This window comes from Mesorhizobium sp. WSM4822, from assembly GCF_055811155.1.
This window is the reverse complement of sequence record NZ_JBVVQM010000006.1, coordinates 236503-257860: the sequence shown is the minus strand read 5'-3', so window position 1 is coordinate 257860 and position 21358 is coordinate 236503. Positions and strand designations below refer to the sequence as shown.

At 62.6% G+C, this 21358-nt stretch carries 21 protein-coding genes; 16 read left to right on the top strand and 5 right to left on the bottom strand.

Going from position 1 to position 21358, the window contains the following annotated elements; genetic code table 11:
* The first annotated feature begins 87 nt into the window (after window positions 1–87).
* The 8 genes from AC0L3E_RS16385 (at window position 88) to AC0L3E_RS16350 (ending at window position 7661) form a co-directional block, all read left to right on the top strand.
* Window positions 88–639 (top strand): MaoC family dehydratase, encoded by a 552-nt coding sequence (locus AC0L3E_RS16385; RefSeq protein ID WP_127270127.1) that lies wholly within the window; start codon window positions 88–90, stop codon window positions 637–639.
* 2 nt (window positions 640–641) lie between these two features.
* On the top strand, window positions 642–1802 hold the full coding sequence (locus AC0L3E_RS16380) for a CaiB/BaiF CoA transferase family protein (protein ID WP_128307261.1): 1161 nt from the start codon (window positions 642–644) through the stop codon (window positions 1800–1802).
* Window positions 1799–2968: an extracellular solute-binding protein gene (locus AC0L3E_RS16375; RefSeq protein WP_128307260.1), complete on the top strand. Its 1170-nt coding sequence runs from the start codon at window positions 1799–1801 to the stop codon at window positions 2966–2968. Before AC0L3E_RS16380 ends, AC0L3E_RS16375 begins: the two co-directional genes overlap by 4 nt.
* Before the next feature lie 25 nt (window positions 2969–2993).
* Window positions 2994–4181, top strand: coding sequence for an ABC transporter substrate-binding protein (locus AC0L3E_RS16370; RefSeq protein ID WP_256747221.1), 1188 nt, complete (start codon window positions 2994–2996; stop codon window positions 4179–4181).
* A gap of 71 nt (window positions 4182–4252) precedes the next feature.
* Complete coding sequence (locus AC0L3E_RS16365; RefSeq protein ID WP_127267483.1) at window positions 4253–4990, top strand: ATP-binding cassette domain-containing protein; 738 nt, start codon at window positions 4253–4255, stop codon at window positions 4988–4990.
* Complete coding sequence (locus AC0L3E_RS16360) at window positions 4983–5741, top strand: ATP-binding cassette domain-containing protein (protein WP_128309174.1); 759 nt, start codon at window positions 4983–4985, stop codon at window positions 5739–5741. The genes AC0L3E_RS16365 and AC0L3E_RS16360 overlap by 8 nt, the downstream gene beginning before the upstream one ends.
* Window positions 5738–6688: an ABC transporter permease gene (locus tag AC0L3E_RS16355; RefSeq protein ID WP_292456330.1), complete on the top strand. Its 951-nt coding sequence runs from the start codon at window positions 5738–5740 to the stop codon at window positions 6686–6688. The genes AC0L3E_RS16360 and AC0L3E_RS16355 overlap by 4 nt, the downstream gene beginning before the upstream one ends.
* Before the next feature lies 1 nt (window position 6689).
* On the top strand, window positions 6690–7661 hold the full coding sequence (locus AC0L3E_RS16350) for an ABC transporter permease (protein ID WP_128309175.1): 972 nt from the start codon (window positions 6690–6692) through the stop codon (window positions 7659–7661).
* A gap of 9 nt (window positions 7662–7670) precedes the next feature.
* Here the strand turns inward: AC0L3E_RS16350 and AC0L3E_RS16345 are convergent, their stop codons facing one another.
* Window positions 7671–8510, bottom strand: a complete 840-nt coding sequence (locus tag AC0L3E_RS16345) for an amidohydrolase family protein (RefSeq protein WP_128309176.1) — start codon at window positions 8508–8510, stop codon at window positions 7671–7673.
* 65 nt (window positions 8511–8575) lie between these two features.
* Complete coding sequence (locus AC0L3E_RS16340; protein ID WP_127267478.1) at window positions 8576–9361, bottom strand: IclR family transcriptional regulator; 786 nt, start codon at window positions 9359–9361, stop codon at window positions 8576–8578.
* A gap of 169 nt (window positions 9362–9530) precedes the next feature.
* On the opposite strand from AC0L3E_RS16340, the gene AC0L3E_RS16335 reads away from it, so the two are divergent.
* The 8 genes from AC0L3E_RS16335 to AC0L3E_RS16300 all read left to right on the top strand — a co-directional run bounded on the left by AC0L3E_RS16335 (window position 9531) and on the right by AC0L3E_RS16300 (window position 16828).
* Window positions 9531–10850: an ABC transporter substrate-binding protein gene (locus AC0L3E_RS16335; protein WP_128309177.1), complete on the top strand. Its 1320-nt coding sequence runs from the start codon at window positions 9531–9533 to the stop codon at window positions 10848–10850.
* A gap of 133 nt (window positions 10851–10983) precedes the next feature.
* A complete protein-coding gene (locus AC0L3E_RS16330) occupies window positions 10984–11880 on the top strand; it encodes a carbohydrate ABC transporter permease (protein ID WP_023808865.1) in 897 nt (298 codons plus the stop codon).
* A 2-nt stretch (window positions 11881–11882) separates the two neighbouring features.
* A complete protein-coding gene (locus tag AC0L3E_RS16325) occupies window positions 11883–12749 on the top strand; it encodes a carbohydrate ABC transporter permease (protein WP_127267476.1) in 867 nt (288 codons plus the stop codon).
* 3 nt (window positions 12750–12752) lie between these two features.
* Window positions 12753–13850 carry an ABC transporter ATP-binding protein gene (locus AC0L3E_RS16320; protein WP_473605169.1) on the top strand — a complete coding sequence of 366 codons (1098 nt, stop codon included), beginning with the start codon at window positions 12753–12755 and terminating at the stop codon, window positions 13848–13850.
* 5 nt (window positions 13851–13855) lie between these two features.
* Window positions 13856–14968: a mandelate racemase/muconate lactonizing enzyme family protein gene (locus AC0L3E_RS16315; RefSeq protein WP_128308807.1), complete on the top strand. Its 1113-nt coding sequence runs from the start codon at window positions 13856–13858 to the stop codon at window positions 14966–14968.
* 9 nt (window positions 14969–14977) lie between these two features.
* Window positions 14978–15307 carry an L-rhamnose mutarotase gene (locus AC0L3E_RS16310; protein ID WP_127397195.1) on the top strand — a complete coding sequence of 110 codons (330 nt, stop codon included), beginning with the start codon at window positions 14978–14980 and terminating at the stop codon, window positions 15305–15307.
* Window positions 15303–16376 carry a Gfo/Idh/MocA family protein gene (locus tag AC0L3E_RS16305; protein ID WP_206631233.1) on the top strand — a complete coding sequence of 358 codons (1074 nt, stop codon included), beginning with the start codon at window positions 15303–15305 and terminating at the stop codon, window positions 16374–16376. Before AC0L3E_RS16310 ends, AC0L3E_RS16305 begins: the two co-directional genes overlap by 5 nt.
* Window positions 16373–16828 (top strand): MaoC/PaaZ C-terminal domain-containing protein, encoded by a 456-nt coding sequence (locus AC0L3E_RS16300; protein WP_164781743.1) that lies wholly within the window; start codon window positions 16373–16375, stop codon window positions 16826–16828. Before AC0L3E_RS16305 ends, AC0L3E_RS16300 begins: the two co-directional genes overlap by 4 nt.
* Before the next feature lie 27 nt (window positions 16829–16855).
* On the opposite strand, the gene AC0L3E_RS16295 is transcribed toward AC0L3E_RS16300, so the two are convergent.
* The 3 genes from AC0L3E_RS16295 to AC0L3E_RS16285 all read right to left on the bottom strand — a co-directional run bounded on the left by AC0L3E_RS16295 (window position 16856) and on the right by AC0L3E_RS16285 (window position 21133).
* On the bottom strand, window positions 16856–18868 hold the full coding sequence (locus AC0L3E_RS16295; protein ID WP_473605168.1) for a putative 2-aminoethylphosphonate ABC transporter permease subunit: 2013 nt from the start codon (window positions 18866–18868) through the stop codon (window positions 16856–16858).
* A complete protein-coding gene (locus AC0L3E_RS16290) occupies window positions 18852–19985 on the bottom strand; it encodes a putative 2-aminoethylphosphonate ABC transporter ATP-binding protein (protein WP_127270136.1) in 1134 nt (377 codons plus the stop codon). Before AC0L3E_RS16290 ends, AC0L3E_RS16295 begins: the two co-directional genes overlap by 17 nt.
* Before the next feature lie 122 nt (window positions 19986–20107).
* Window positions 20108–21133 carry a putative 2-aminoethylphosphonate ABC transporter substrate-binding protein gene (locus AC0L3E_RS16285; RefSeq protein WP_127266991.1) on the bottom strand — a complete coding sequence of 342 codons (1026 nt, stop codon included), beginning with the start codon at window positions 21131–21133 and terminating at the stop codon, window positions 20108–20110.
* Window positions 21134–21358 lie beyond the last annotated feature (225 nt).

The following is a 21358-nucleotide window of genomic DNA, read 5'->3' as shown; positions in this document are numbered from 1 at the left end:
GACGGGAGGAGACGTCTTGCATTCAGGCGCCTTGATGCGTGTTCAAATGGTTGCGCGGTCCCTTCGGCAGGACTGGCGGATTCGGTCATGAACGATTTCGCATCCACCGTCGGTGTCGCCTCGACGCATCCCAAGAACATGCCGGCGGATCATGCCGCGCTGCCGGTATGGAACGCCGAAAACTGGTTCTATGAGGATTGGCCGGTCGGGCAGAAGATCCGCTCGTTGCGACGGACCATGGCCGAAGGCGACAGCCATTTGTTCAACACGCTGGTGCTCGACATCCACCCCTATGTGCAGGACCAGATGTTTGCCGAGAGCGAAGGCATTTTCGGCAAGCGGCTGATCGCCGGCGCCTTCGTCTTCTCGGCTGGCCTGGGACTGGTCGCCACCAACTGCGTCAACGCCTTTTCCTATGGCTACGACAAGCTCCGCTTCATAAAACCCGTCTTCATTGGCGACACGATCTATTCGATCCGCTCCAACCTCGACAAGAAGCCCCGCTACCAGGAGATGGGGCTGATCCGCGCCAGCTACGAGGTGTTCAAGGGCGAAGGCGAACTCGTTCTCTACTGCGAACACCTGCAGACGGTGAAGTACCGCAACCCGGCCGACTTCGTCGGCAAGACGGAGAAATAGGAATGCCGGCAGCAGCCGAATTGCCGCTCGCCGGTCTCGTCGTCGTCGACATGAGCCAGTTCCTGTCCGGGCCTTATTGCTCGCTCAGGCTGCTCGATCTCGGCGCGCGCGTCATCAAGATCGAGCGCCCGGATGGCGGCGACCTGTCGCGCCGGCTCTATCTCAGCGACACCGAGATCGGCGGCGATTCCACCATCTTCCATGCCATCAACCGGGCCAAGGAAAGTCTTGCCATCGACCTCAAGAACGAGGCCGACCTCGAGGCGCTGCGCGGCCTTCTGACCAAGGCCGACGTGCTGATCCAGAATTTCCGGCCGGGCGTCATCGAACGGCTCGGCTTGGACTACGAAGCGGTCCGCAAGGTCAATCCGCGGCTGGTCTATGCCTCGATCAGCGGCTATGGCGAGGACGGCCCGTGGGTCAAACGCCCGGGCCAGGATCTCCTGGCGCAGGCGCGTTCCGGCGTGATGTGGTTGAACGGCGACGAGGACCAGGGGCCAGTGCCATTCGGCCTCGCCATCGGCGACATGCTGGCCGGTGCGGCCTGTGCGCAGGGCATTCTGGCCGCACTGGTGCGGCGCGGTATCACCGGTCAGGGCAGCCACATCGAAACCAGCCTGCTGGAAGCGCTTGTCGATTTCCAGTTCGAGGTGCTGACCACGCATCTCAATGACGGCCGCCGGCTGCCCAGGCGCTCCAGTTTCCGCAGTGCGCATGCCTATCTGTCGGCGCCTTACGGTGTCTATCCGGCCAAGGACGGCTACCTCGCCATCGCCATGACGCCGATCCCCAAGCTGGCCGATCTCCTGTCGCTCAGCGAACTCGCACCCTATCGCGACAAGCCGGCATCCTGGTTCACCGCGCGCGACGACATCAAGGCGATCATCGCGCAGCGGATCGCGACCAAGACCATCGATGAGTGGCTTGATATCCTCGAGCCGGCCGACATCTGGTGCGCCAAAGTGCTGACCTGGCCGGAGATGCTGGCGAGCGAAGGGTTCCAGTCCCTCGACATGCTGCAGACTGTGACGCGCGAGGACGATGTGTCGATCCTCACCACCAGTTCGCCGCTCCGGGTCGATGGCATAAGGGCCAAGGTCGATCGGGCGGCGCCCCGCATCGGCGAGCACAGTGCTGCCATCCGCGCGGAGTTCGGCCTGTGAGCGTGCCCATCCTCAAGGGCATGACCTGGAGCCATCCGCGTGGCTACGATCCGATGGTCGCCTGCTCGTCGCTATGGCAGCAGAAGACCGGCGTCGTGATCGAATGGGACAAGCGCTCACTTCAGGACTTCGAATCCTTCCCGGTCGAGGAACTGGCGCGCGCCTATGATCTCATCGTCATCGACCATCCGCATGTCGGCCAGATCACGGCCGAAGGATGCCTGGAGCCGCTGGATGTCGCCGGACGCGGGGCGGAACGCACGGCCCTTGCCTCGGGCAGCGTCGGCCAGTCCTATCCGAGCTACAACTGGCAAGGGCGGCAGTGGGCGTTTCCGATCGACGCGGCCAGCCAAGTCCAGGCATGGCGGCCGGATGCGATCAGTGCGGCGCCGGCGCGCTGGAGCGAGGTGCTCGATCTCGCCCGTCAAGACCGCGTGCTGCTGCCGTTGCGGCCGCCTCACGTGTTGATGGTTTTCTACACGCTTGCCGGCAATCTCGGGCATGCCTGCACGACCGATTCATCCGACGATCTGATCGATGTGGAGATCGGTAGCCAAGTCTTCGAGGCAATGCGCGAGATCACAGCGCTGGTCGATCCCGCGTGTTTCGAGATGGACCCGATTGCCGTCTCCGAACGTATGGCGGAGGCCAGTTCCAGGTTCGTCTGCGCGCCACTGATCTATGGCTACGTGTCCTATGCGACGGATGGCTTTCGGGCGAACCGGCTGGCCTTTGCCGATGTTCCGGTCATCGGTTCCGGAGGCCCGGTCGGTTCGGCGCTTGGCGGCACCGGCATAGCGGTTTCAGCCTTTTCCAAAGCCAGGGATGCCGCGATCGACTTCGCCTATTGGGTCGCGAGCGGCGATGTTCAGCGCGCCCCCTATGCCGCCGCCGGGGGCCAGCCCGGCCATGCAGCGGCCTGGGAAGATCAAGCCGTCAATGAAGCGACCGGCGACTTCTATCGGGATACGCGCGCGACGCTGGAGGGCGCATGGGTGCGGCCACGCCATGACGGCTACATGCCGTTCCAGCAGGCCGCGTCCGAACGCATCCTTTCCGGCATGACCTCCCGGCATCAAGCCCGACAGGTCGTTGCCGATCTCAATCGCCTGTTTCGGGAGAGTTTCCCGGCGCAGGTGTCCGGCGCTGCCGGTGGAGGAGCCTGAACCAACCGAACGGAGGAGAACAAGAATGACAGGAATGATCCGCGGCCTGCTGGCCGCAACGGCGCTTGCCTCGCTTGCAACGACCGCCTTTGCCCAGGATGTGCAAGGCGTCATCGGCGGGCTGCCGACCGAACTCAAGGCGCAGTATGACGGCGCGCCCCAGAAGGTGCTGCCCTCGGCCTGGGACAATTTCACCGCGCCGCCCAAGCCGTGGAAATGGTGCCACTCGGAATCATATCAGGGCAATCCGTGGCGGGTCACGGTGACCAAGGAACTGAAGCGCCTTGTCGACGGGCTAATCGCCGACGGCACCGTCTCCAGCTTCGAGGTGTCGGACTCCAACAATGACGCCAGCCAGCAGATCAACCAGATCCGCGCCTTCATCGACAAGAAGTGCTCGATCATCACCTCGATCCCGGGTTCGGCGACGGCGCTTGACGACGCCATCGACGCTGCCGCCAAGGCCGGCATTCCGTTCATCACGGCGGCCGGCTCGGTGACCAGCCCGAACGCGATCAATGTCGATTCCAACTATGCGCGCTGGGGCTATGACATGATGGCGGCGATCGGCAAGGCGCAGCCGGACGGCGCCAGCATCCTTCTGGTCGAAGGCATCGCGGGACACCCGATCGTCGTGCAGGAGCGCCAGGGCGCGGACAAGGCGCTGGCCGAAAATCCGAAGCTGAAGATCTCGCGCAACGTCAACGGCAACTGGACGGCCAACGTCACCAAGACAGTGGTGCTGCAGGCGATCGCCACCAACCCGGCGCCGATCGATGCGGTGTGGACGACAGGCAGCGAGAGCCGTGTCGTTGCCGAAGCCTTCGCGGAAGCCGGCCGGCCGGCGCCATTGATCACCGGCTCGATCACCGGCGATGCGCTGGGCTACTGGAAGGCCAACCCCGACAAGTACCGCTTCGAAGGCCATGCGGTGCTGCCGCACTGGACCGCGCAAACGCTGTTCCGCGTCGGCGAGCGCATGCTCGACGGACAGAAGCCGAAGCTGAACACGCTGCTGATCCCGATCCCGCCTGTCCACACCGCCGATCTCGGTGCCTGGTACAAGGACTGCATGACGACCGATGCCGTGTCGATCTTCCCGATCCCGCCGAAAGATCCGATGCCGGAGGAATGGCTCGACGCCTATTTCTCGAACCCGGCGCCGACCAAGGGCTGGGATTATTCGAAGGTCCCCGACGCCTGCGCAAAATAACGCTGCGCGAACTAGCCTCTCAGCAGGCCGGCTCCTTTCGCGGAGCCGGCCTGCCAGCATCGAATTGTGACATGCTTGAAATCAAAACCATATCCAAACGCTATGGCGAGACGATCGCGCTCGCGGACGCATCGATCGCGTTCCGGGCGGGGACCATCCACACCATTCTGGGCGAGAACGGTTCGGGCAAGAGCACCATGGTCAAGCTGCTGTCCGGCATCGTCCAGCCGGACAGCGGCGTGATCCTGCTGCACGGCAAGCCATTCCCTGGCGCCAATCCATCGGCCTTCCAGGCGCAAGGCTTCGCCACGGTATTCCAGGAGGTGCTGATCGCTCCGGACCGCAGCGTAACCGACAACATCCTGCTCGGCCTCGACGGACTGGTCCGACGTGCCGTTCCCCGCCATGAGCGCCGTGACCGGGCGGAAGCCGCGCTGAAGCGCTTCGCGGTCACCGACGTCCCCCTCGACAAGCCAGCCGGCCTGCTGCCGCTTGCCGCGCAGCAATTGGTCGTTCTCGCCCGCGCGATCGTGCGCAACCCAAAGATCCTGATCCTCGACGAGGTCACCGCCGCGCTCGACTTCGCCGACCGCGAATCGGTTTTTTCGTTGATGCGTGCGCTTGCCGGCGAAGGCTGCCTGATCCTGTTCATCACCCACCGCATGGATGAGGTGATGTCGCTTTCGGACCGCATCTCGATCCTGCGGGGCGGCAGCGTCGTGCGCACCGAAGAGCGCGGCGCTTCCACGCCGGCGGAACTTCTCAAGGCGATGGCGCCACGTACCGCTGCGGAATTGGCGCATGGCTGATCGCACTGCTCTCGATTTTGGTGGTCTTGCCGTTCGCGAACTCGTCATCGCGCCCGGCGCCAGCCCGATCACGCAGGCCATCGCTCCGGGTGAGATCGTCGGGCTTGCCGGTCTCGATGGTCATGGCCAGGAGCTGTTTCTCAAGATGCTTGCCGGCCTGGAACAGTCCCATGGCGGCTCGATCGAACTCGGTTCATCAGATGCCTCCCGAAAGATTACCGGGTTTCGCAAGGCTGTCGCCAGCGGCATCGCCTATTTGCCGCGCGACCGACGCGCCAACGGCATTTTCCCGACACAGTCGGTGCTCGACAATTTCGCCGTCTCGACCTTGTCGCGCGACACGCGGCTCGGGCTAATCAGCCCGTCGGCACGCAAGGCGCGCTACGACCTCTATCGCGAAAAACTCTCGATCGCCGCACCCCGGCCCGATGCGCCGATCACCACTTTGTCGGGCGGCAACCAGCAGAAGGTGCTGCTGGCGCGGGCGCTGGCGCTGGAGCCCGCGATCCTGCTCCTCAACGATCCGACGCGTGGCGTCGACGTGGCGACGCGGCATGTGCTCTACGACGTGTTTCGCGGGCTGGCGTCCGACGGCATGGGGCTCGTCATCCTATCCAGTGAAATCGAGGAGATTCTTCTCCTGTGCCAGCGCGTGCTGGTGTTTCGTGAGAATGAAGTCGCGGCCGAGATCTCTGGCGACGCGCTGACCACCGACAGCGTGATATCAGCCATGTTCGGACGTGCGGCATGAACCCTGTTGCGCGCCTCCTGTCCCTTGGGCGAAATTTCGGCTTCGCGGTCGTGCTGCTGGTCGTGCTGCTCGCGGTCAATCTCATCCTCAGCCCCGGGCGGTTCCAGCCGGGTTCCTGGGGCGCGCTGGTCGGATTGGCGGCGCCCTTGATCGGTGCGGCCATTGCGTCCACGCCTGTCATCCTCGCCGGGCGTGGCGGCATCGACATCTCGGTCGGGCCATTGATGGGCTTCATCAACGCTTTGGCGATCCAGGTGCTGTTCCTCGGCGCCGGCATCTCATCACCCCTGGTGCTCGTTCCGGCGGCGTTGCTCGTCGGCGCGCTGGTCGGTGCTGCGAACGGCTTTCTCGCGACAATCGTGCGCATCCAGCCGATCGTCGCCACGCTCGGCACCTATCTGATCCTGGCCGGCGTCACGCTGACGATCCTGCCGGCGCCGATCGGCCCGGCGCCGGCTTGGCTCAAGGCCTTGTCCGGCCCGCTCTCGATGCTTCCGCTGGCACTGATGTTCATCGCTTGGTGGCTGGTGCGGCGCACGCCTTACTACGACCAGTTGATGGCGGTCGGCAGCGACGATCGGGCCGCCTACACCGCCGGTGTCGATGTCACGCGCGTGCGCTTCATCGCCTATGTCATGACCGGCATCCTGGGCGGATGCGCCGGGCTGATGCTGACCGCGCTGATCGGCTCCGCCGACCCTAACATCGGGCCGACCTACACGCTGATCGCCATCGCCGCCGTAGCGCTCGGCGGCGTCAGCCTGGCCGGCGGGCGTGGCGGCGTCGCCGGTGCAGCCATTGGCGCCATCGACATCTTCCTGCTGCAAAGCGTGCTGACGACGTTCAACGTCTCGACCTTCGTGCTGCAGATCGCCTACGGCGCGATCCTGGTGCTGGCCGTGATGCTGACAGCGCTGCAGGAACGTCTTGCCATGGGGAGACGCTGACATGTTTTTGCGCCAAAACCTCTTCGCCACAACCAACGCCCGCGTCGTCGGCGCCTTCTGCGTCGCCGCCCTTCTGCACCTTGCCGGCACGCTCCTCATTCCCGGCTATTCGGCGCCGTTTGCGATACGCGCCATGCTGGTGCTCGCTTCGCTGCTTGCCGTCGCCTCGATCGGGCAGACGCTGGTCGTCATCATGGGCGGCATCGATCTGTCGATCCCCTTCGTCATCGGCTTTGCCAATGTCGTGGCGGCGCAGCTCTATGGCGACGGCTGGAATTTTGTCCTCGTCTGCGGCCTCGTCGGCGCGCTGGCGCTCGTCATCGGCGGGCTGAACGGACTGATCTCGCGCAGCCTCGACATCCAGCCGCTCATCGTCACGCTCGGCATCGGCATGGTCGTACAAGGCCTTGTGCTGTTGTGGACCGCGGGTTTCCCGTCGGGCTCCGCACCGCAAGCGGTATCCAGCTTCGTCTCGATCGGCGGATCGGCCGGACCGCTGCCGGTGCCGTGGCTGGTGCCGAGCCTGGTCGTGCTGGCCGCACTCGTCGTGCTGGTGCTGGAGCGAACGCCTTATGGCCGCCGGCTTTACGCGCTGGGCAGCAATCCGGGCGCGGCGCCGCTGGCGCTGATTGACCCGGTTCGCATGTGGGTCATCACCTATGCGGCAAGCGCTTTCTTCGCCGCCGTGGCAGGGGTGCTTCTGCTCGGCTTCACCGGTTCGGCCTATGGCGATGTCGGCCAGCCCTATCTGTTCCAGACCATCGCGGCGGTCGTCGTAGGAGGCGCAGCACTTGTCGGCGGCCGGGGAAGCTATCTCGGCACGATCGCCGGCGTGCTAGTGCTGACCGAGATCAACACGCTGCTGATCGGCCTCGGCTTCCAGCCCGCAGCGGTGCAGGCCGCGCTCGGCTTCGTCATCGTGCTGCTGGTTTCGCTCTATGGCCGCGAACGGCACGTCTCGACCACCATCTGAAAGGACCAGTCAGTCGAGCCGCCACAGCTTGCGGGCATTCCCGGACAACAGCCTGTCGCGCTCGGCAATGCTGCAGCCCGAGAGCAATGCATGGGTCGCCGCCACCCAGGTCGACAGGCCGCCGCCTAGCGTGCAGACCGGCCAGTCGCTGCCCCAGACGACGCGGTCCCAGCCGAATGAATAGACGGTGTGCTCGACGTATGGCCGCAGCGTCTCGACCGTCCAGCTGCCCGGATCGGCATAGGCGACGACACCGGAAATCTTGGCTACCACATTCTGGCGCCGGGCGATCTCGCTCATGTGTTCACGCCACGGATGCTCAGCGCCGCCCTTGATGTCGGGGACGCCGCAATGGTCGAGGACGAACGTCACATCTGGCGCCAGGTCGGCAAGCGCGATCGCCCTGGGGATCTGGTGCGGCAGCACGACGAGGTCGAAAGTCAGGCCGGTGCCGCCAAGCCGCTTTATGCTGTCGCGAAACACCGCACCTTCCGAGAGATCGTCGGGCACGACATGGAGGACGCGGCGAAAGCCTTTTACGAACGGGTTTGCCCGCTGCCGTTCGAGATAGGCCGCGAAGTCCCCTTCCTCAGGGCGGCAGGACGCGATCACCCCGGCCAGCATGCTGCCGGACTGCCGTGACAGTCCTTCCACACGAGCGGTCTCGGCTTCGATGTCGGCCGCATCGACATCGACCTCCATATGCAGCACACGCCCGACGCCGACACGCTGCGCCTCCGTCGCGTAGTCTTCATAAGAGAAATCGCGGTTGAGCGCCGGCACGCCGGCGAGCCAGGGATAGCGCAGGGCCGAGCGATCGATCAGGTGAAGATGGGTATCGATGATCATGGTGACGCTCCTCCCTCTGGCTTTTTAAATCATCTCACGGGGGAATTCTTCATTCAAATAAGAATTCATGCCGATGAGCCGACTGCTGATCCAGCGAGGTGCGACAGCTTTTCACACGTCGCCAGCAACAGTTCGATCGTCCTGGTGATGTCGGGCGCGGAAGGCGCGTTGACCACCGTGATGTAGGGAATCGACAGTGCGGCGATTGCCTTGCCGTCGGAACTGCGCACCGGGGCGGACAGGTTGAAGACGCCGGCTGTCTGCATCGAGGCCATCATCTCGTAGCCACGGTCGCGTATCTGGTCGAGACGGGTGAAGAACTCGGTCGATTGCGCCGTCTTGTCGGTGCTGCGGACGTGTTCGGAAATCATCATCTGGCGCTCTTCCGGTGAGCGGAAGGCGAGCAGCACATGTCCCGATCCGGTGTCGAACAAACTGATATGGGAGCCGACCCGGATCGATATGCCCCAGTAGTTCGGTGCTTCTTGCTGGCCGATGACGACGGCAGAACCTCGATCAAAAACAACGAGTTGGTTGGCCTGCTGCGATGTCTCGGCAAGCTCACGCATCAGCGGCGTCGCATAGGAGACCAGCCGCCGTACCGGCGCGTGCAACTGTGCCAGACCGAACAGCTTGAGCGTCAGCGAATAGCGGTCGCCGTCGAGGCGCGTGACGTAGCCGCGCCGCACCAGCCGGTCGAGCATGCGATAGAATTCGTTGGGACTGCGGTCGAGTTTCTTGGCGATTTCGGCCTGGGTCAGGCCGCCGTCGACGCCCGCCAGCAGTTCAAGGATATCGAGCCCCTTGTCGAGCGCCGGCGCGCGATAGCGCTCGTCTTCGCTGTCGTCCATGGGCTCATCCTCCAGTGAATTTCACCCTTCATATACGCAGGAACGTGCGCGGCGGAAACAAATTTCGCCTTGACGTGTCTATGAATGTTTTGTTTGTATATGAATGTAGCACTTCTTGTCATCAGACGAGTTGCGGTCGCCGCAGAGGCGGCACCAAGGGAGGATACCAATGAACAGACTGCTGTCCGGCGTGTGCGCCGGTGCATTGTTGCTCGCGTCAGGTGCGGGCGCTGCCCTTGCCGGCGACCTGCCCGGCAAGTTCGAAGGCGTGACCGTCGACGTGAAGCTGATCGGCGGCCAGCAATATGAAAAGCTCTACGAGCGCATTCCCGAATGGGAGAAGGCGACCGGCGCCAAGGTCAACATCCTGACCAAGAAGAACGGCTTCGACATCGACAAGGAGCTCAAGTCCGACATCGCCTCGGGTAGCACCAACTGGTGCGTCGGCTGGAACCATTCGTCCTTCGCGCCGCAATATACGGGCCTTTACACCGACCTCAGCAAATTGCTGCCCAAGGAAGAGATCGACGCTTTCGTGCCGTCGACGATCACGTCCGCAACCATCGACGGCAAGCTGGAGATGCTGCCGCGCGCGCAGTTCGACGTTTCGGCGCTCTACTACCAGAAGAGCCTGTACGAGAACGCCGACAACAAGACCAAGTTCAAGGCGAAATACGGCTATGATCTGGTGCCGCCGGATACCTGGAAGGAAGTCACCGACCAGGCTGAGTTTTTCGCCAACCCGCCCAATTTCTACGGCACGCAGTTCGCCGGCAAGGAAGAGGCGATCAACGGTCGCTTCTACGAGATGGTGGTCGCCGAGGGCGGCGAATACCTCGACAAGGACGGCAAGCCGGTCTTCAACTCCGAGGCCGGCATCCGGGCGCTCGACTGGTTCGTCAACCTCTATAAGGCCAAGGCCGTACCGGCCGGCACGACCAACTACCTCTGGGACGATCTCGGCCAGGGCTTTGCCTCCGGCACCGTCGCCATCAATCTGGACTGGCCGGGCTGGGCTGGCTTCTTCAACGATCCGAAGTCATCCAAGGTCGCCGGCAATGTCGGCGTCAAGGTCGCGCCGAAGGGCTCGTCCGGCAAGCGCACCGGCTGGTCCGGCTTCCATGGCTTCTCGGTGACCGAGAACTGCCCCAACAAGGAGGCCGCGGCTTCCTTGGTTTGGTGGCTGACCAACGAGGACAGCCAGAAGCTCGAGGCCGCCGCCGGCCCGCTGCCGACCCGTACCGCAGTGTGGAACTGGGTTTTGAAGCAGGCCGAAAACGATCCTTACAAGAAGGAGGTTCTTACCGCCTTCCAGGAAGAGGCCAAGCACGCCTTTGCCGTGCCGCAGACGCCTGAATGGATCGAGATCTCGAACGCCGTCTATCCCGAATTGCAGGCGGCGATCCTCGGCGACAAGACGTCGAAGCAGGCACTGGACGATGCGGCCGCCAAGGCGACGCAAATCCTCCAGGACGCCGGCAAGCTCTAGAAACGGGCTCCCAGGGCTGCCTCCCCCATTGGAAATGGGGGAGGCGATCGCGTTTCGCGGCCAGCGGTTTGCGCTAACCCATCGCCCCCGGCCCACGCACCGCCGTCCAAATGCAAACACCTCAAGGATTCTGATGAAGGGCTTCAAGCCATCCGCGCCATTCCTGCTGCTGCTTCCGGCCATGATCGTGCTGGCGGCGGTTGTCGTTGTGCCGTTGCTGTTGTCCCTTTACTCCAGCTTCACGCCGTTCCGCCTGACGCGGCCCGAAACGTTCTACGTCTTCATCGGCATCCGGAACTATCTTTCGATCCTGTCCAATACCGATTTCTGGTGGGCGTTCGGCCGCACGGTGCTGCTGCTGACCATCGCGCTCAATCTCGAAATGCTGCTCGGCCTTGGGCTTGCCATGCTGGTCGAGAAAGCGACACGCGGCCAGCGCATCCTGCGCACGCTGATGATGTTTCCGATGATGTTCTCGCCGATCCTCGTCGGCTTCCAGTTCAAGTTCATGTTCAACGACAATATCGGCCTGGTGAACAATGCGCTGCAGTCGCTCGGCATTACGCAAGACGCCATACCGTGGCTGATCGAGGGCCATCTCGCCTTCATCGCCATTTCGATCGCCGAGATCTGGTCGTCGACGGCGATCTTCGCCATCCTGATCCTCGCCGGCCTGCTCGCCATGCCCAAGGAGCCGATCGAGGCGGCGCGTGTCGACGGCTGCACGCCGTGGCAGACATTCCGCTATGTGACGTGGCCGTTCGTCATGCCTTTCGCCTACATAGCCATGACTATCCGTTCGCTCGACGTGGCGCGCGCCTACGACATCGTCAAGATCATGACCGATGGCGGACCGGCGGGCCGCACCGAACTGCTATGGACCCTGGTGGCCCGCACCGCCTACAGCGACGGGCGCATGGGCATGGCCAACGCCATGGCCTATTTCTCGATCCTGCTGTCGATCGCCTTCACCGTCTACTTCTTCAACAAGCTCGCCGCGGCGCGCACGCAGATTGGTGCGGAGTGGTGAAGATGGACGAGAATTCTTCCGCCCGCCTGAAGCGCCGGCTGCTGGGCATCGTCTATCGCATTGGCCTGTTCCTGGCGATGCTGACGATCTGCCTGCCGGGCCTGTGGATCGTCCTCTCGTCGCTGCGGCCGGCAGTCGAGATCATGGCCAAGCCGCCGGTCTGGATCCCGCAGGAGATTTCGTTCGACGCCTATGTCGCCATGTTCAGCGGTATCGGCAAAGGCGGCATTCCAGTGATCGAATATTTCCGCAACTCGTTGATCATCTCGGTGACCTCGACGGTCATTGCAGTGGCCATCGGCATGGCCGGCGGCTATGCGTTCGCGCGCTACCGCTTCCGCGGCAAATCGAGCGTCTTCCTCGGGCTGATGCTGACGCGCACCGTGCCGGGCATTGCGCTCTCGCTGCCGCTGTTTTTCCTCTATGTGCGGCTTGGCATCATCGACACCCATTTCGGGCTTATCCTTGCCTATGTCGCGCTCAACGTGCCGTTCACGATCTGGCTGATCGACGGCTTCTTCCGTCAGGTGCCCAAGGACCTCGCGGAGGCCGCGCAGATCGATGGCTGCACGCGCTGGCAGGCGTTCTGGCAGGTCGAGTTCCCGCTTGCCGGGCCGGGCATCGCGTCGGCCGCGATCTTCGCCTTCCTGACCTGCTGGAATGAGTTCGCTCTGGCCTCGCAGCTGACCCGTTCGGTGAGCGCCAAGACGCTGCCGGTCGGGCTGCTCGATTACACGGCCGAGTTCACCATCGACTGGCGCGGCATGTGCGCGCTGGCCGTGGTGATGATCATCCCGGCGCTCACCCTCACCTACGTCGTCCAGAAACACCTTGTCGGCGGCCTGACCTCCGGCGCGGTGAAAGGCTGATACATGGCAACCGTTACCCTCACCAAGCTGACCAAGCGCTACGGCACTGTCGGGATCGTGCACGGCATCGATCTCGACATCGCCGACCGCGAGTTCATCGCGCTGGTCGGCCCCTCCGGCTGCGGCAAGTCGACGACGCTGCGGATGATCGCCGGGCTGGAAGAGATCAGCGCCGGCTCGATCAAGATCGGCGGGCGCATCGTCAACGATTTGCCGCCACGCTCGCGCAACATCTCGATGGTGTTCCAGTCGTACGCGCTCTATCCGCACATGACGGTGCGCGAGAATCTCGGCTTCTCGCTGAAGATCGCCGGTGCCGCCAAGGAAGACATGGACCGCCGTGTCGCCGAAGCCTCGGCCATCCTCGGCCTCGACACGTTGCTGGATCGCCGCCCCTCACAACTGTCCGGCGGTCAGCGCCAGCGCGTCGCCATGGGCCGCGCCATCGTGCGCGATCCCGATGTGTTCCTGTTCGACGAGCCGCTTTCCAATCTCGACGCCAAATTGCGCACGCAGATGCGCACCGAGATCAAGAAGCTGCATGCCAAGGTGCAGTCGACGGTGATCTACGTCACCCACGACCAGGTCGAAGCAATGACGCTGGCCGATCGCATCGTCATCATGCGCGACGGCCATATCGAACAGGTCGGCACGCCCGACGAGGTCTTTCGGCGGCCGGCAACCCGCTTCGTTGCCGGCTTCATCGGTTCGCCGCCGATGAATTTGCACGAGGCCACGATCGATGACGGCCAGATGGTTTTCGCCAACGGCGAAAAGCTGCCGCTGCCCGCTCAGTTCAAGGCCAATGTCACGACCGGCGACAAGGTTGTGTTCGGGCTACGGCCGGACGACATCTATCCAACCGGCCATGGCATCAGTTCCGGTGGCGCGGCAGACGTCCACCAGATCGAACTGCCGATCACCGTTACCGAACCGCTCGGCAACGAGACGCTGGTGTTCGTCGAATTCAACGGTACGGACTGGGTGTCGCGCATGCTGAACCCGAGGCCACTCCGGCCGGGCGAGCGCGTCGCCATGAGCCTCGACATGTCGCAGGCGCATCTGTTTGCCACTGAGACCGGAAAGACATTGCGGAGCTGATCGGCATGACCAGAATCGAGAAAGTCGACCTTTGCATGGTGGACCTTGTACCCAAGGTCAAACGCACCGACGCGATCCAGAGCTTCGTCAGCCAGGAAACGCCGATCGTCACCATCACCGATTCCGACGGCGCGGTCGGCACCGGCTACAGCTACACGATCGGCACCGGCGGCTCGTCGGTGATGCGGCTGTTGTCCGACCATCTGGTGCCGCGCCTGATCGGCCGCGACCCCGACATGATCGAGGCGATCTGGCACGATCTCGAATTCGCCACGCATGCCACAACCATCGGCGCGATCACCGCGATAGCGATCGCGGCGATCGACACGGCACTATGGGATCTGCGGGCCAAGAAACAGAACCTGCCGCTGTGGAAACTGGCCGGCGGTGCCAAGGATCGCTGCCCGCTCTACACGACCGAAGGCGGTTGGCTGCACATCGAGACGCAGGCGCTGGTTGACGATGCGCTAGCCGCCAAGGCGAAGGGCTTTCGCGGCTCGAAAGTGAAAATCGGCAGGCCGCACGGGTCGGAGGATCTTGCCCGCCTGTCGGCGGTGCGCAAGGCGGTCGGCGACGGCTATGAGATCATGACCGACGCCAATCAGGGTTTTTCGGTCGACGAGGCGATCCGGCGCGCCGCAAGGTTGCGCGAACTCGACCTCGCCTGGATCGAGGAGCCGCTGCCGGCCGACGATATTGACGGACATGTGCGGTTGTCGAACTCGACGCCGACGCCGATCGCGATCGGCGAGTCGCTCTACTCCATTCGCCATTTTCGCGAATACATGCAGAAAGGCGCCTGCTCGATCGTGCAGGTCGATGTCGGCCGCATCGGCGGCATCACGCCCTGGCTCAAGATCGCGCACGCGGCGGAGGCCTTCGACATTCCGGTCTGCCCGCATTTCCTGATGGAACTGCATGTCAGCCTGACCTGCGCTGTTCAGAACGGCCGATATGTCGAGTACATTCCGCAACTCGACCAGTTGACCGGCAAGCGCCTCCGCATCGAGGATGGCCAGGCGCTGGCGCCCGACGAACCGGGCATCGGCATCGACTGGGACTGGGACGCGGTCAAGGCCATGGGCATCGCCGAATTCACCACGGCGATCACGAAATAGGAGACTGATATGCAGCGGATGGGGATGATTCTGGGGCTGAAACCGGAAAAGGTCGATGAGTATGTCCGCCTCCATGCCGCCGTCTGGCCCGACGTGCTGGCCATGATCTCCGCCTGCAACATCAAGAATTATTCGATCTACCTGAAGCGGCCGGAGAACCTGCTGTTCAGCACTTTCGAATATCACGGCAGCGACTACGAAGCCGACATGGCGAAGATGGCGGCCGATCCGAAGACGCAGGAATGGTGGGCGGTCTGCATGCCATGCCAGGAGCCGCTGGCGACGCGCAAAGAGGGCGAGTGGTGGGCCGAGATGGACGAGGTCTTCCATCATGATTGAAGGCGGTTTCGACCCTGCCTTGCTCGTTCAATCCTGGCCAAAACCCTCAAAACCCCGGCCGATCGTCACTTTCGGCGCCGGATCGATCGTCGGCGACGCGCATTTCCCGGCCTACAGGAAGGCCGGCTTTCCAGTAGCCGGGCTGTATGATCCTGATCATGCCAGGGCTGAAAAGCTGGCCAGCCAATGGGGCGTGACGGCCTTTGGCTCGGTCGAAGAAGCTGCTGCCGTCGAGGGCGCGATCTTCGATCTTGCCACCCCGCCGTCGCGTCATGCCGATGTGCTGAAGTTCTTGCCTGATGGCGCGGTGGCGCTGATCCAGAAGCCGATGGGCAGCAACCTTGCCGAGGCGACCGCGATCCTCGAGATCTGCCGCGCCCGGAAGCTGCACGCAGCGGTGAACTTCCAATTGCGCTTCGCGCCGATGATGCTGGCGCTCAAGGATGCCGTCGGCAAGGGCTGGCTCGGCGAGATCGTCGACTTCGACGCCTGGCTGGCGCTGGCGACGCCGTGGGAGCTTTGGGAATTCCTGCTCAAGGCGCCGCGCGTCGAGATCGCCATGCATTCGATCCACTATCTCGACCTGATCCGGCAATTGCTCGGCGACCCCAAGGGTGTGCACGCCAAGACGCTCGGCCATCCCAACCATGCCGTGGCGCAGACGCGCACCAGCGCCATTCTCGACTATGGCGACACCGTGCGCTGCGCGCTGTCGATCAACCACGACCACAAGTTCGGCCGCCGGCACCAGGCCTGCGAGTTCCGCATCTGCGGCACAGAAGGTGCCGCCTATCTCAAGCTGGGTCTCAACCTCGATTATCCCACAGGTGAACCGGATGTGCTGGAGATTTACCCCAAGGGTGGAACGGACTGGGTCGCGGTGCCCTTGGCCGGCGAGTGGTTTCCAGACGCCTTCGTCGGCCGCATGGCCAATGTCCAGCGTTTTGCCACCGGAGAAGATGCTATGCTGATCAGTCCGGTCGAGGATGCCTGGAGCACGATGGCGCTGGTCGAGGCGGCGTATCAGTCGAGTGCGGCACCGGCGACGCCGATTGCGGAAAGACCCTGATGGAACAGATCCAGTATTTCGAAGACTATGAGATTGGCGCGTCGCGCCTGACCAGCGGCCGCACCATCACCGAGACCGACTTCATCGTCCATGCCGGCCACACCGGCGATTTCTTCCCGCACCACATGGACGCCGAGTTCATGAAGACGACGCCATTCGGCCAGCGCATCGCGCACGGCACGCTGGTGTTCTCGGTCGGCATCGGGCTGACGGCAACCGTCATCAACCCTGTCGCCTTTTCCTACGGCTACGACCGGTTGCGCTTCATCAAGCCGGTGTTCATCGGCGACACGATCCGGACGCGCACCACAATTACGGCCAGGGAAGACGACCCGAAGAGGCCGGGGTCGGGACGGGTGATCGAACGCTGCGAGGTGATCAACCAGCGCGGCGAAGTGGTGCTGGCGGCCGACCACATCTACATCGTCGAACGCAGGCCGACGCAGGGCTGAGACTTGGGAAAGTCCTAGAGCATTTCATTATCGTACCCGCCAACCCTGAGTTCTTTTCAGGATACCTTTCGAAACAGCCAAGTGAATGATCCGCGCGAATGCGTTGGTGTAGAAGATCATCATGCCCATGGCAGCAGCAGGCGCGGTGTCGCCAGCGTCGTCCATGTTGAGCACTGCAACCGAGGCGAGCGCCGTGTGTGTTGTATAGATGAAGACCACCGCGGAAACCGTCGTCATGGCGTTGACGAAAAGATAGATCGAGATGTCAAGGATTGCCGGCAGACAGATCGGCACTGTCACCCGCGTGAACAGGCGATAGAAAGGCTGCTTCAGCGAGGCCGCGACCGGCTCGAACTCACGATCGATCTGCTTCAGCGCCGTCAGGGCCGTCAAATGACCGACCGTGTAAAAGTGCGTCACGGTGCAGACGACCAGGATCGCCATTGTGCCGTAGATCGCGTGCAGCGGATTGGCCGGATTGTTGAAGAAGAAAATATAGGCCAGGCCAAGCACAAGCCCCGGCACCGCCATCGGCAGCATGGCGAGGAAGTGGAAGGCTGCCCGTCCGGTCCTGAAGCCTTCGGTCTTTTCGACGATGTAAGCGCCGACGAAGACGATGACGGTTCCAAACACAGCGGTGAGCAACGAGAGCGTGATCGAGTTGTAGTAAGAAGCCCAGCCTCCGCCATCCATGCGACCGAACGCGAAATTCTTCAGGCTGAGACTGAGGTCGTAGGGCCAGAACTTGACCAGCGCGGCGTACTGGCAAATGCCGATGATGCCGGCGATGAACAACGCGACCAGGCTGCAATAAGCCAGACAGACCAGGTCGAAGCGGCGATTGGGTTTTGCCTCGTAAGGCACCGAGCGGGCCGACAGGAGCGAAACCTGCCTACGCTGGACCAGGCGGTCGACGACGAAGGCGGCGATGGCCGGGATCAGCAAGATGACCGAGACCACCGCCCCCATCTCGAAATTCTGCTGACCAATCACTTGCTTGTAGATATCGACGGCGAGCACGTTGAACTGGCCGCCGATGACCTTCGGCAAGCCGAAATCGGTGATGACGAGCGTAAACACGACAAACGCCGCGGAGATCAAACCGTAGCGCGCGCCCGGAATGGTAACGACCCAGAACGTCCGCCACTTGCTGGCGCGCAGCGAAGCGGCGGCTTCATATTGGCGCTGGTCGGAGATCGCCAGTGCCGTCGAGATAATGATCAGAGCATGGGGAAAGGTGAAGAATATCGAGCCGACGACAATCCCCAACGGACCGTAGATCGATATGCCGCCAAGCAGGCTTTTCAACAGGCCCTGGTTGCCGAACAGATAGATGAGGGCGATGCCGGGCAGTAGCGACGGCACCAGGATGGGAGCCATGGCGATGAGCCTGAATAGGCCCTTGAAGCGCATCTTGCTTCGGTTCAAAGCGTAGGCGAAGCCGAAGGCTATGCCGACCGTGATGATGGTGCTGATCAGCGCGATCAGGAAGGAGTTCTGGATCGAGCGGAACAGCGTTGGCGTCGAGAAGTAGGTTGTGTAGTTGTCCAACCCAAGCTCGCGCGCGGGCCTCAGCATAATGCGCCGAAAGGTGTTCGAATCGACTTCCTGCCATTCGGTGCCGCGGTGGAGTTGCGTGCCGATCAGGAAATAAGCGTCATCGGTCGTGCCGCGGACCTTGTATTTGACCGGGCTGCGGAAACTGAAATCCGGAAAGAAGCTGGTGGCCGGTAGCCGACCATCGGAACTGGTCGCAAGCTTTTCTGGCGGGACCGCGGCGAGTTTCTCGTTCAGAGCGGCGGCCGTCACTGGCTCGCCGAAATTGCCGAGCTTGTCGCTGACCTGGAATTCGAACGCGCCAAGATCGATGCTGTAGGTCGAGAACGATTTCGACAGCATCACGTAGAGCGGGGCTGCCAGCGACAGGACCAGATAGAACGAGATGACGACCAGCAGGCCGCGCTTGATCAACTCGTCCTTGTCGAGCGACTGTCGGAGCGCCCGACCGGACGGCATCAGGATATCAGTTGCCGCCGCCATGGCGCTCTCCTTGCGGGAAGACAAGCAGTCGGTCGGCGGGCAGTTCCACCGTTAGCGCTCCGCCTTCGGCGAGGCCGAGACGCCGCGTGGCGTTGACCGAGAAATCGGCGATCAGAATCTCGTCTCCAAGCTCTCCGCCGCGCAGCCGGGTGCGCCAGAACGAACCCAGGAATTCCATTTCACCGACGGTCACTTCGATCAGGTTTTCCGAAGTCTTCACCACATCGGGTGCTCCAGGCGAGCGCGAACCCGGCCCGTGTGGAATCACGTCTTCCGGTCGAATGGCGGCGACGACTGCTTCGCCGTTCGCAAAGCTGTGCGGCGCGCATCTGAAAGCCTTCGTCCCGAAGCCTACCGAATCTGCTCCTACCGTCGCATCGAACTTGTTGGTCTCGCCGATGAAATCGGCGACGAACAGCGTCCTGGGATGGCGATAGATTTCAGTCGGGCTGCCGACCTGCTCGATGACGCCATGGTTCATGACTACAATGCGGTCGGCCAACGACAATGCTTCTTCCTGGTCGTGCGTAACCATGATCGTGGTGACGCCGAGCTTGCGCTGCAGCCCCTTGATCTCGTGGCGCAAGTGCACGCGCACCTTGGCGTCGAGCGCCGACAGCGGCTCGTCGAGCAGAAGCAGGCCGGGCGAGGTGGCGATGGCCCGAGCGAGCGCGATGCGCTGCTGCTGCCCGCCGGAAAGCTGCGCTGGGTATTTCTTCGCCTGATCGGGCAAGCCGACCAGCATGAGCAATTCCTTGACGCGGGCATCGATCTCGGCGCGCGGCCGTTTGGTGTTTTCCAGGCCAAAGGCGATGTTCCTTTCAATCGTCAGATTGGGAAACAGCGCGTAGGACTGAAACACGATGCCGTAGTCGCGTTTTGACGGCGGCAGCGTTGAGATATCCCTGCCCCCCTGGCGGACGACGCCTCTGGTCTGCAGGTCGAGGCCGGCGACGGCGCGCAGCAGCGTGGTCTTGCCGCAACCCGAAGGGCCGAGAAAGCAGATGAATTCGCCTTCGTTGATGTCGAGCGAGATGTCCTTCAGCGCATGGAACTCGCCGAAGGCCTTCCAGAGATGTTCGATCCGCAGGTAAGCCGTGTTGCCGGCAGCGGTCATGGGATGCACCTCGGCCAGCGTTGCCGATAGATCAGCGACGGGTTCGTGTCTCATTTTGACCATCCGGGAAGAGTTACGAGAAGGGCGCCGCTCTGACGGCGCCCTGTCGAAATGCTCTGCGTCTAGCTCTTGGGCTCAGACTTGGCGTCGTAGCGCTTCGTCCACTCGTCGAGAATGGCCTTGCGGTGGTTGGCCGCCCACTCGAAGTCATTGTCGATCATCTTGGACTCGATATCTGCGGGCAGGAATTCGACCGGCTTGGCGACATTCGGCATAGCCAGAACCGCATAACCTACATTGTACATCTCGTTGGCCTCCTTGCTGATCGACCAGTCGAGCAGCGTTTTGGCGGCTTCGAGATTTTTCGTTCCCGCAACGATCGCGGATGCCTCCATGTCCCAGCCGATGCCTTCGGACGGGATGACGATATCGAGGGGAGCGCCCTCCTTCTTCGATTTCGCGGCGCGGAACTCGAACGAGATGCCGATTACGGTTTCACCGGCGGCGGCCATTTTGCACGGCTTCGAACCAGAATGCGTGTAGGCATCAATATTCTGATGCAGGGCATCCATATAGGCCCAACCATCCTTCTCGCCGAACAACTGCAGCCAGCTCGATACATCGAGGAAGCCGGTGCCGGACGAGGCCGGGTTCGGCATCACGATGTGACCCTTGTATTCCGGCTTGGTAAGATCTTTCCAGCTGGTCGGCTCGGCGAGGCCAAGCTTTTTGCCCTCCACGGTGTTGAAGCAGATCGAAGCCGCCCAGGCGTCCATGCCAACCCAGGCCGGTGGCGTGTCCTTGTCGACAAACTTCGGCTTGAGCAATTCGACGCCTTTTGGCGCGTAGGGCTCAAGCATGCCTTCGGTCTTCAGCACCAGAAGCGATGTAGCGGCAAGGCCCCAGACAACGTCGGCCTGCGGATTGTCCTTTTCGGCCAACAGCTTGGCGGTAACGACACCCGTGGAGTCGCGGACAAAGTTCAGTTTGATGTCGGGATGGCTCTTTGTGAAAGTCTCGGCGTAGCGGGCGAGATCTTCGGCTTCAATGGCGGTATAGACTGTCAGTTCGGAGGTTTCGGCAAAGGCGGCGGATGACATCAATGCCGCGGCGAAGGCCATTGCGATAGTTGCGTTGCGCGATTTCATGCTCAGTTCCCCTTTGATTGTTGGCACATTCTGCGATGCACTGTGACGATCGCGCCGGTGGACATTGCGGCCCTGTAGCGCTTGTGGATGTCGTCGTTGGGTCAACTCTGGGGATTGGTGATCGATAAGTAAAATCTATTTATTTTATGACAGACAAACTTCTACTGATAGTCGTCATGGAACTGTCGCATGCCTGTTGCGGCCGCTATTTCGCGCTTGCGAAAG

Bases quoted from the DNA above. Each gene is read 5' to 3' on its own strand.
- AC0L3E_RS16385 (WP_127270127.1), top strand. From the start codon at position 88: ATGAACGATTTCGCATCCACCGTCGGTGTCGCCTCGACGCATCCCAAG.
- AC0L3E_RS16380 (WP_128307261.1), top strand. From the start codon at position 642: ATGCCGGCAGCAGCCGAATTGCCGCTCGCCGGTCTCGTCGTCGTCGAC.
- AC0L3E_RS16370 (WP_256747221.1), top strand. From the start codon at position 2,994: ATGACAGGAATGATCCGCGGCCTGCTGGCCGCAACGGCGCTTGCCTCG.
- AC0L3E_RS16365 (WP_127267483.1), top strand. From the start codon at position 4,253: ATGCTTGAAATCAAAACCATATCCAAACGCTATGGCGAGACGATCGCG.
- AC0L3E_RS16360 (WP_128309174.1), top strand. From the start codon at position 4,983: ATGGCTGATCGCACTGCTCTCGATTTTGGTGGTCTTGCCGTTCGCGAA.
- AC0L3E_RS16355 (WP_292456330.1), top strand. From the start codon at position 5,738: ATGAACCCTGTTGCGCGCCTCCTGTCCCTTGGGCGAAATTTCGGCTTC.
- AC0L3E_RS16350 (WP_128309175.1), top strand. From the start codon at position 6,690: ATGTTTTTGCGCCAAAACCTCTTCGCCACAACCAACGCCCGCGTCGTC.
- AC0L3E_RS16345 (WP_128309176.1), bottom strand. From the start codon at position 8,510: ATGATCATCGATACCCATCTTCACCTGATCGATCGCTCGGCCCTGCGC.
- AC0L3E_RS16340 (WP_127267478.1), bottom strand. From the start codon at position 9,361: ATGGACGACAGCGAAGACGAGCGCTATCGCGCGCCGGCGCTCGACAAG.
- AC0L3E_RS16335 (WP_128309177.1), top strand. From the start codon at position 9,531: ATGAACAGACTGCTGTCCGGCGTGTGCGCCGGTGCATTGTTGCTCGCG.
- AC0L3E_RS16330 (WP_023808865.1), top strand. From the start codon at position 10,984: ATGAAGGGCTTCAAGCCATCCGCGCCATTCCTGCTGCTGCTTCCGGCC.
- AC0L3E_RS16325 (WP_127267476.1), top strand. From the start codon at position 11,883: ATGGACGAGAATTCTTCCGCCCGCCTGAAGCGCCGGCTGCTGGGCATC.
- AC0L3E_RS16320 (WP_473605169.1), top strand. From the start codon at position 12,753: ATGGCAACCGTTACCCTCACCAAGCTGACCAAGCGCTACGGCACTGTC.
- AC0L3E_RS16315 (WP_128308807.1), top strand. From the start codon at position 13,856: ATGACCAGAATCGAGAAAGTCGACCTTTGCATGGTGGACCTTGTACCC.
- AC0L3E_RS16310 (WP_127397195.1), top strand. From the start codon at position 14,978: ATGCAGCGGATGGGGATGATTCTGGGGCTGAAACCGGAAAAGGTCGAT.
- AC0L3E_RS16295 (WP_473605168.1), bottom strand. From the start codon at position 18,868: ATGGCGGCGGCAACTGATATCCTGATGCCGTCCGGTCGGGCGCTCCGA.
- AC0L3E_RS16290 (WP_127270136.1), bottom strand. From the start codon at position 19,985: ATGACCGCTGCCGGCAACACGGCTTACCTGCGGATCGAACATCTCTGG.
- AC0L3E_RS16285 (WP_127266991.1), bottom strand. From the start codon at position 21,133: ATGAAATCGCGCAACGCAACTATCGCAATGGCCTTCGCCGCGGCATTG.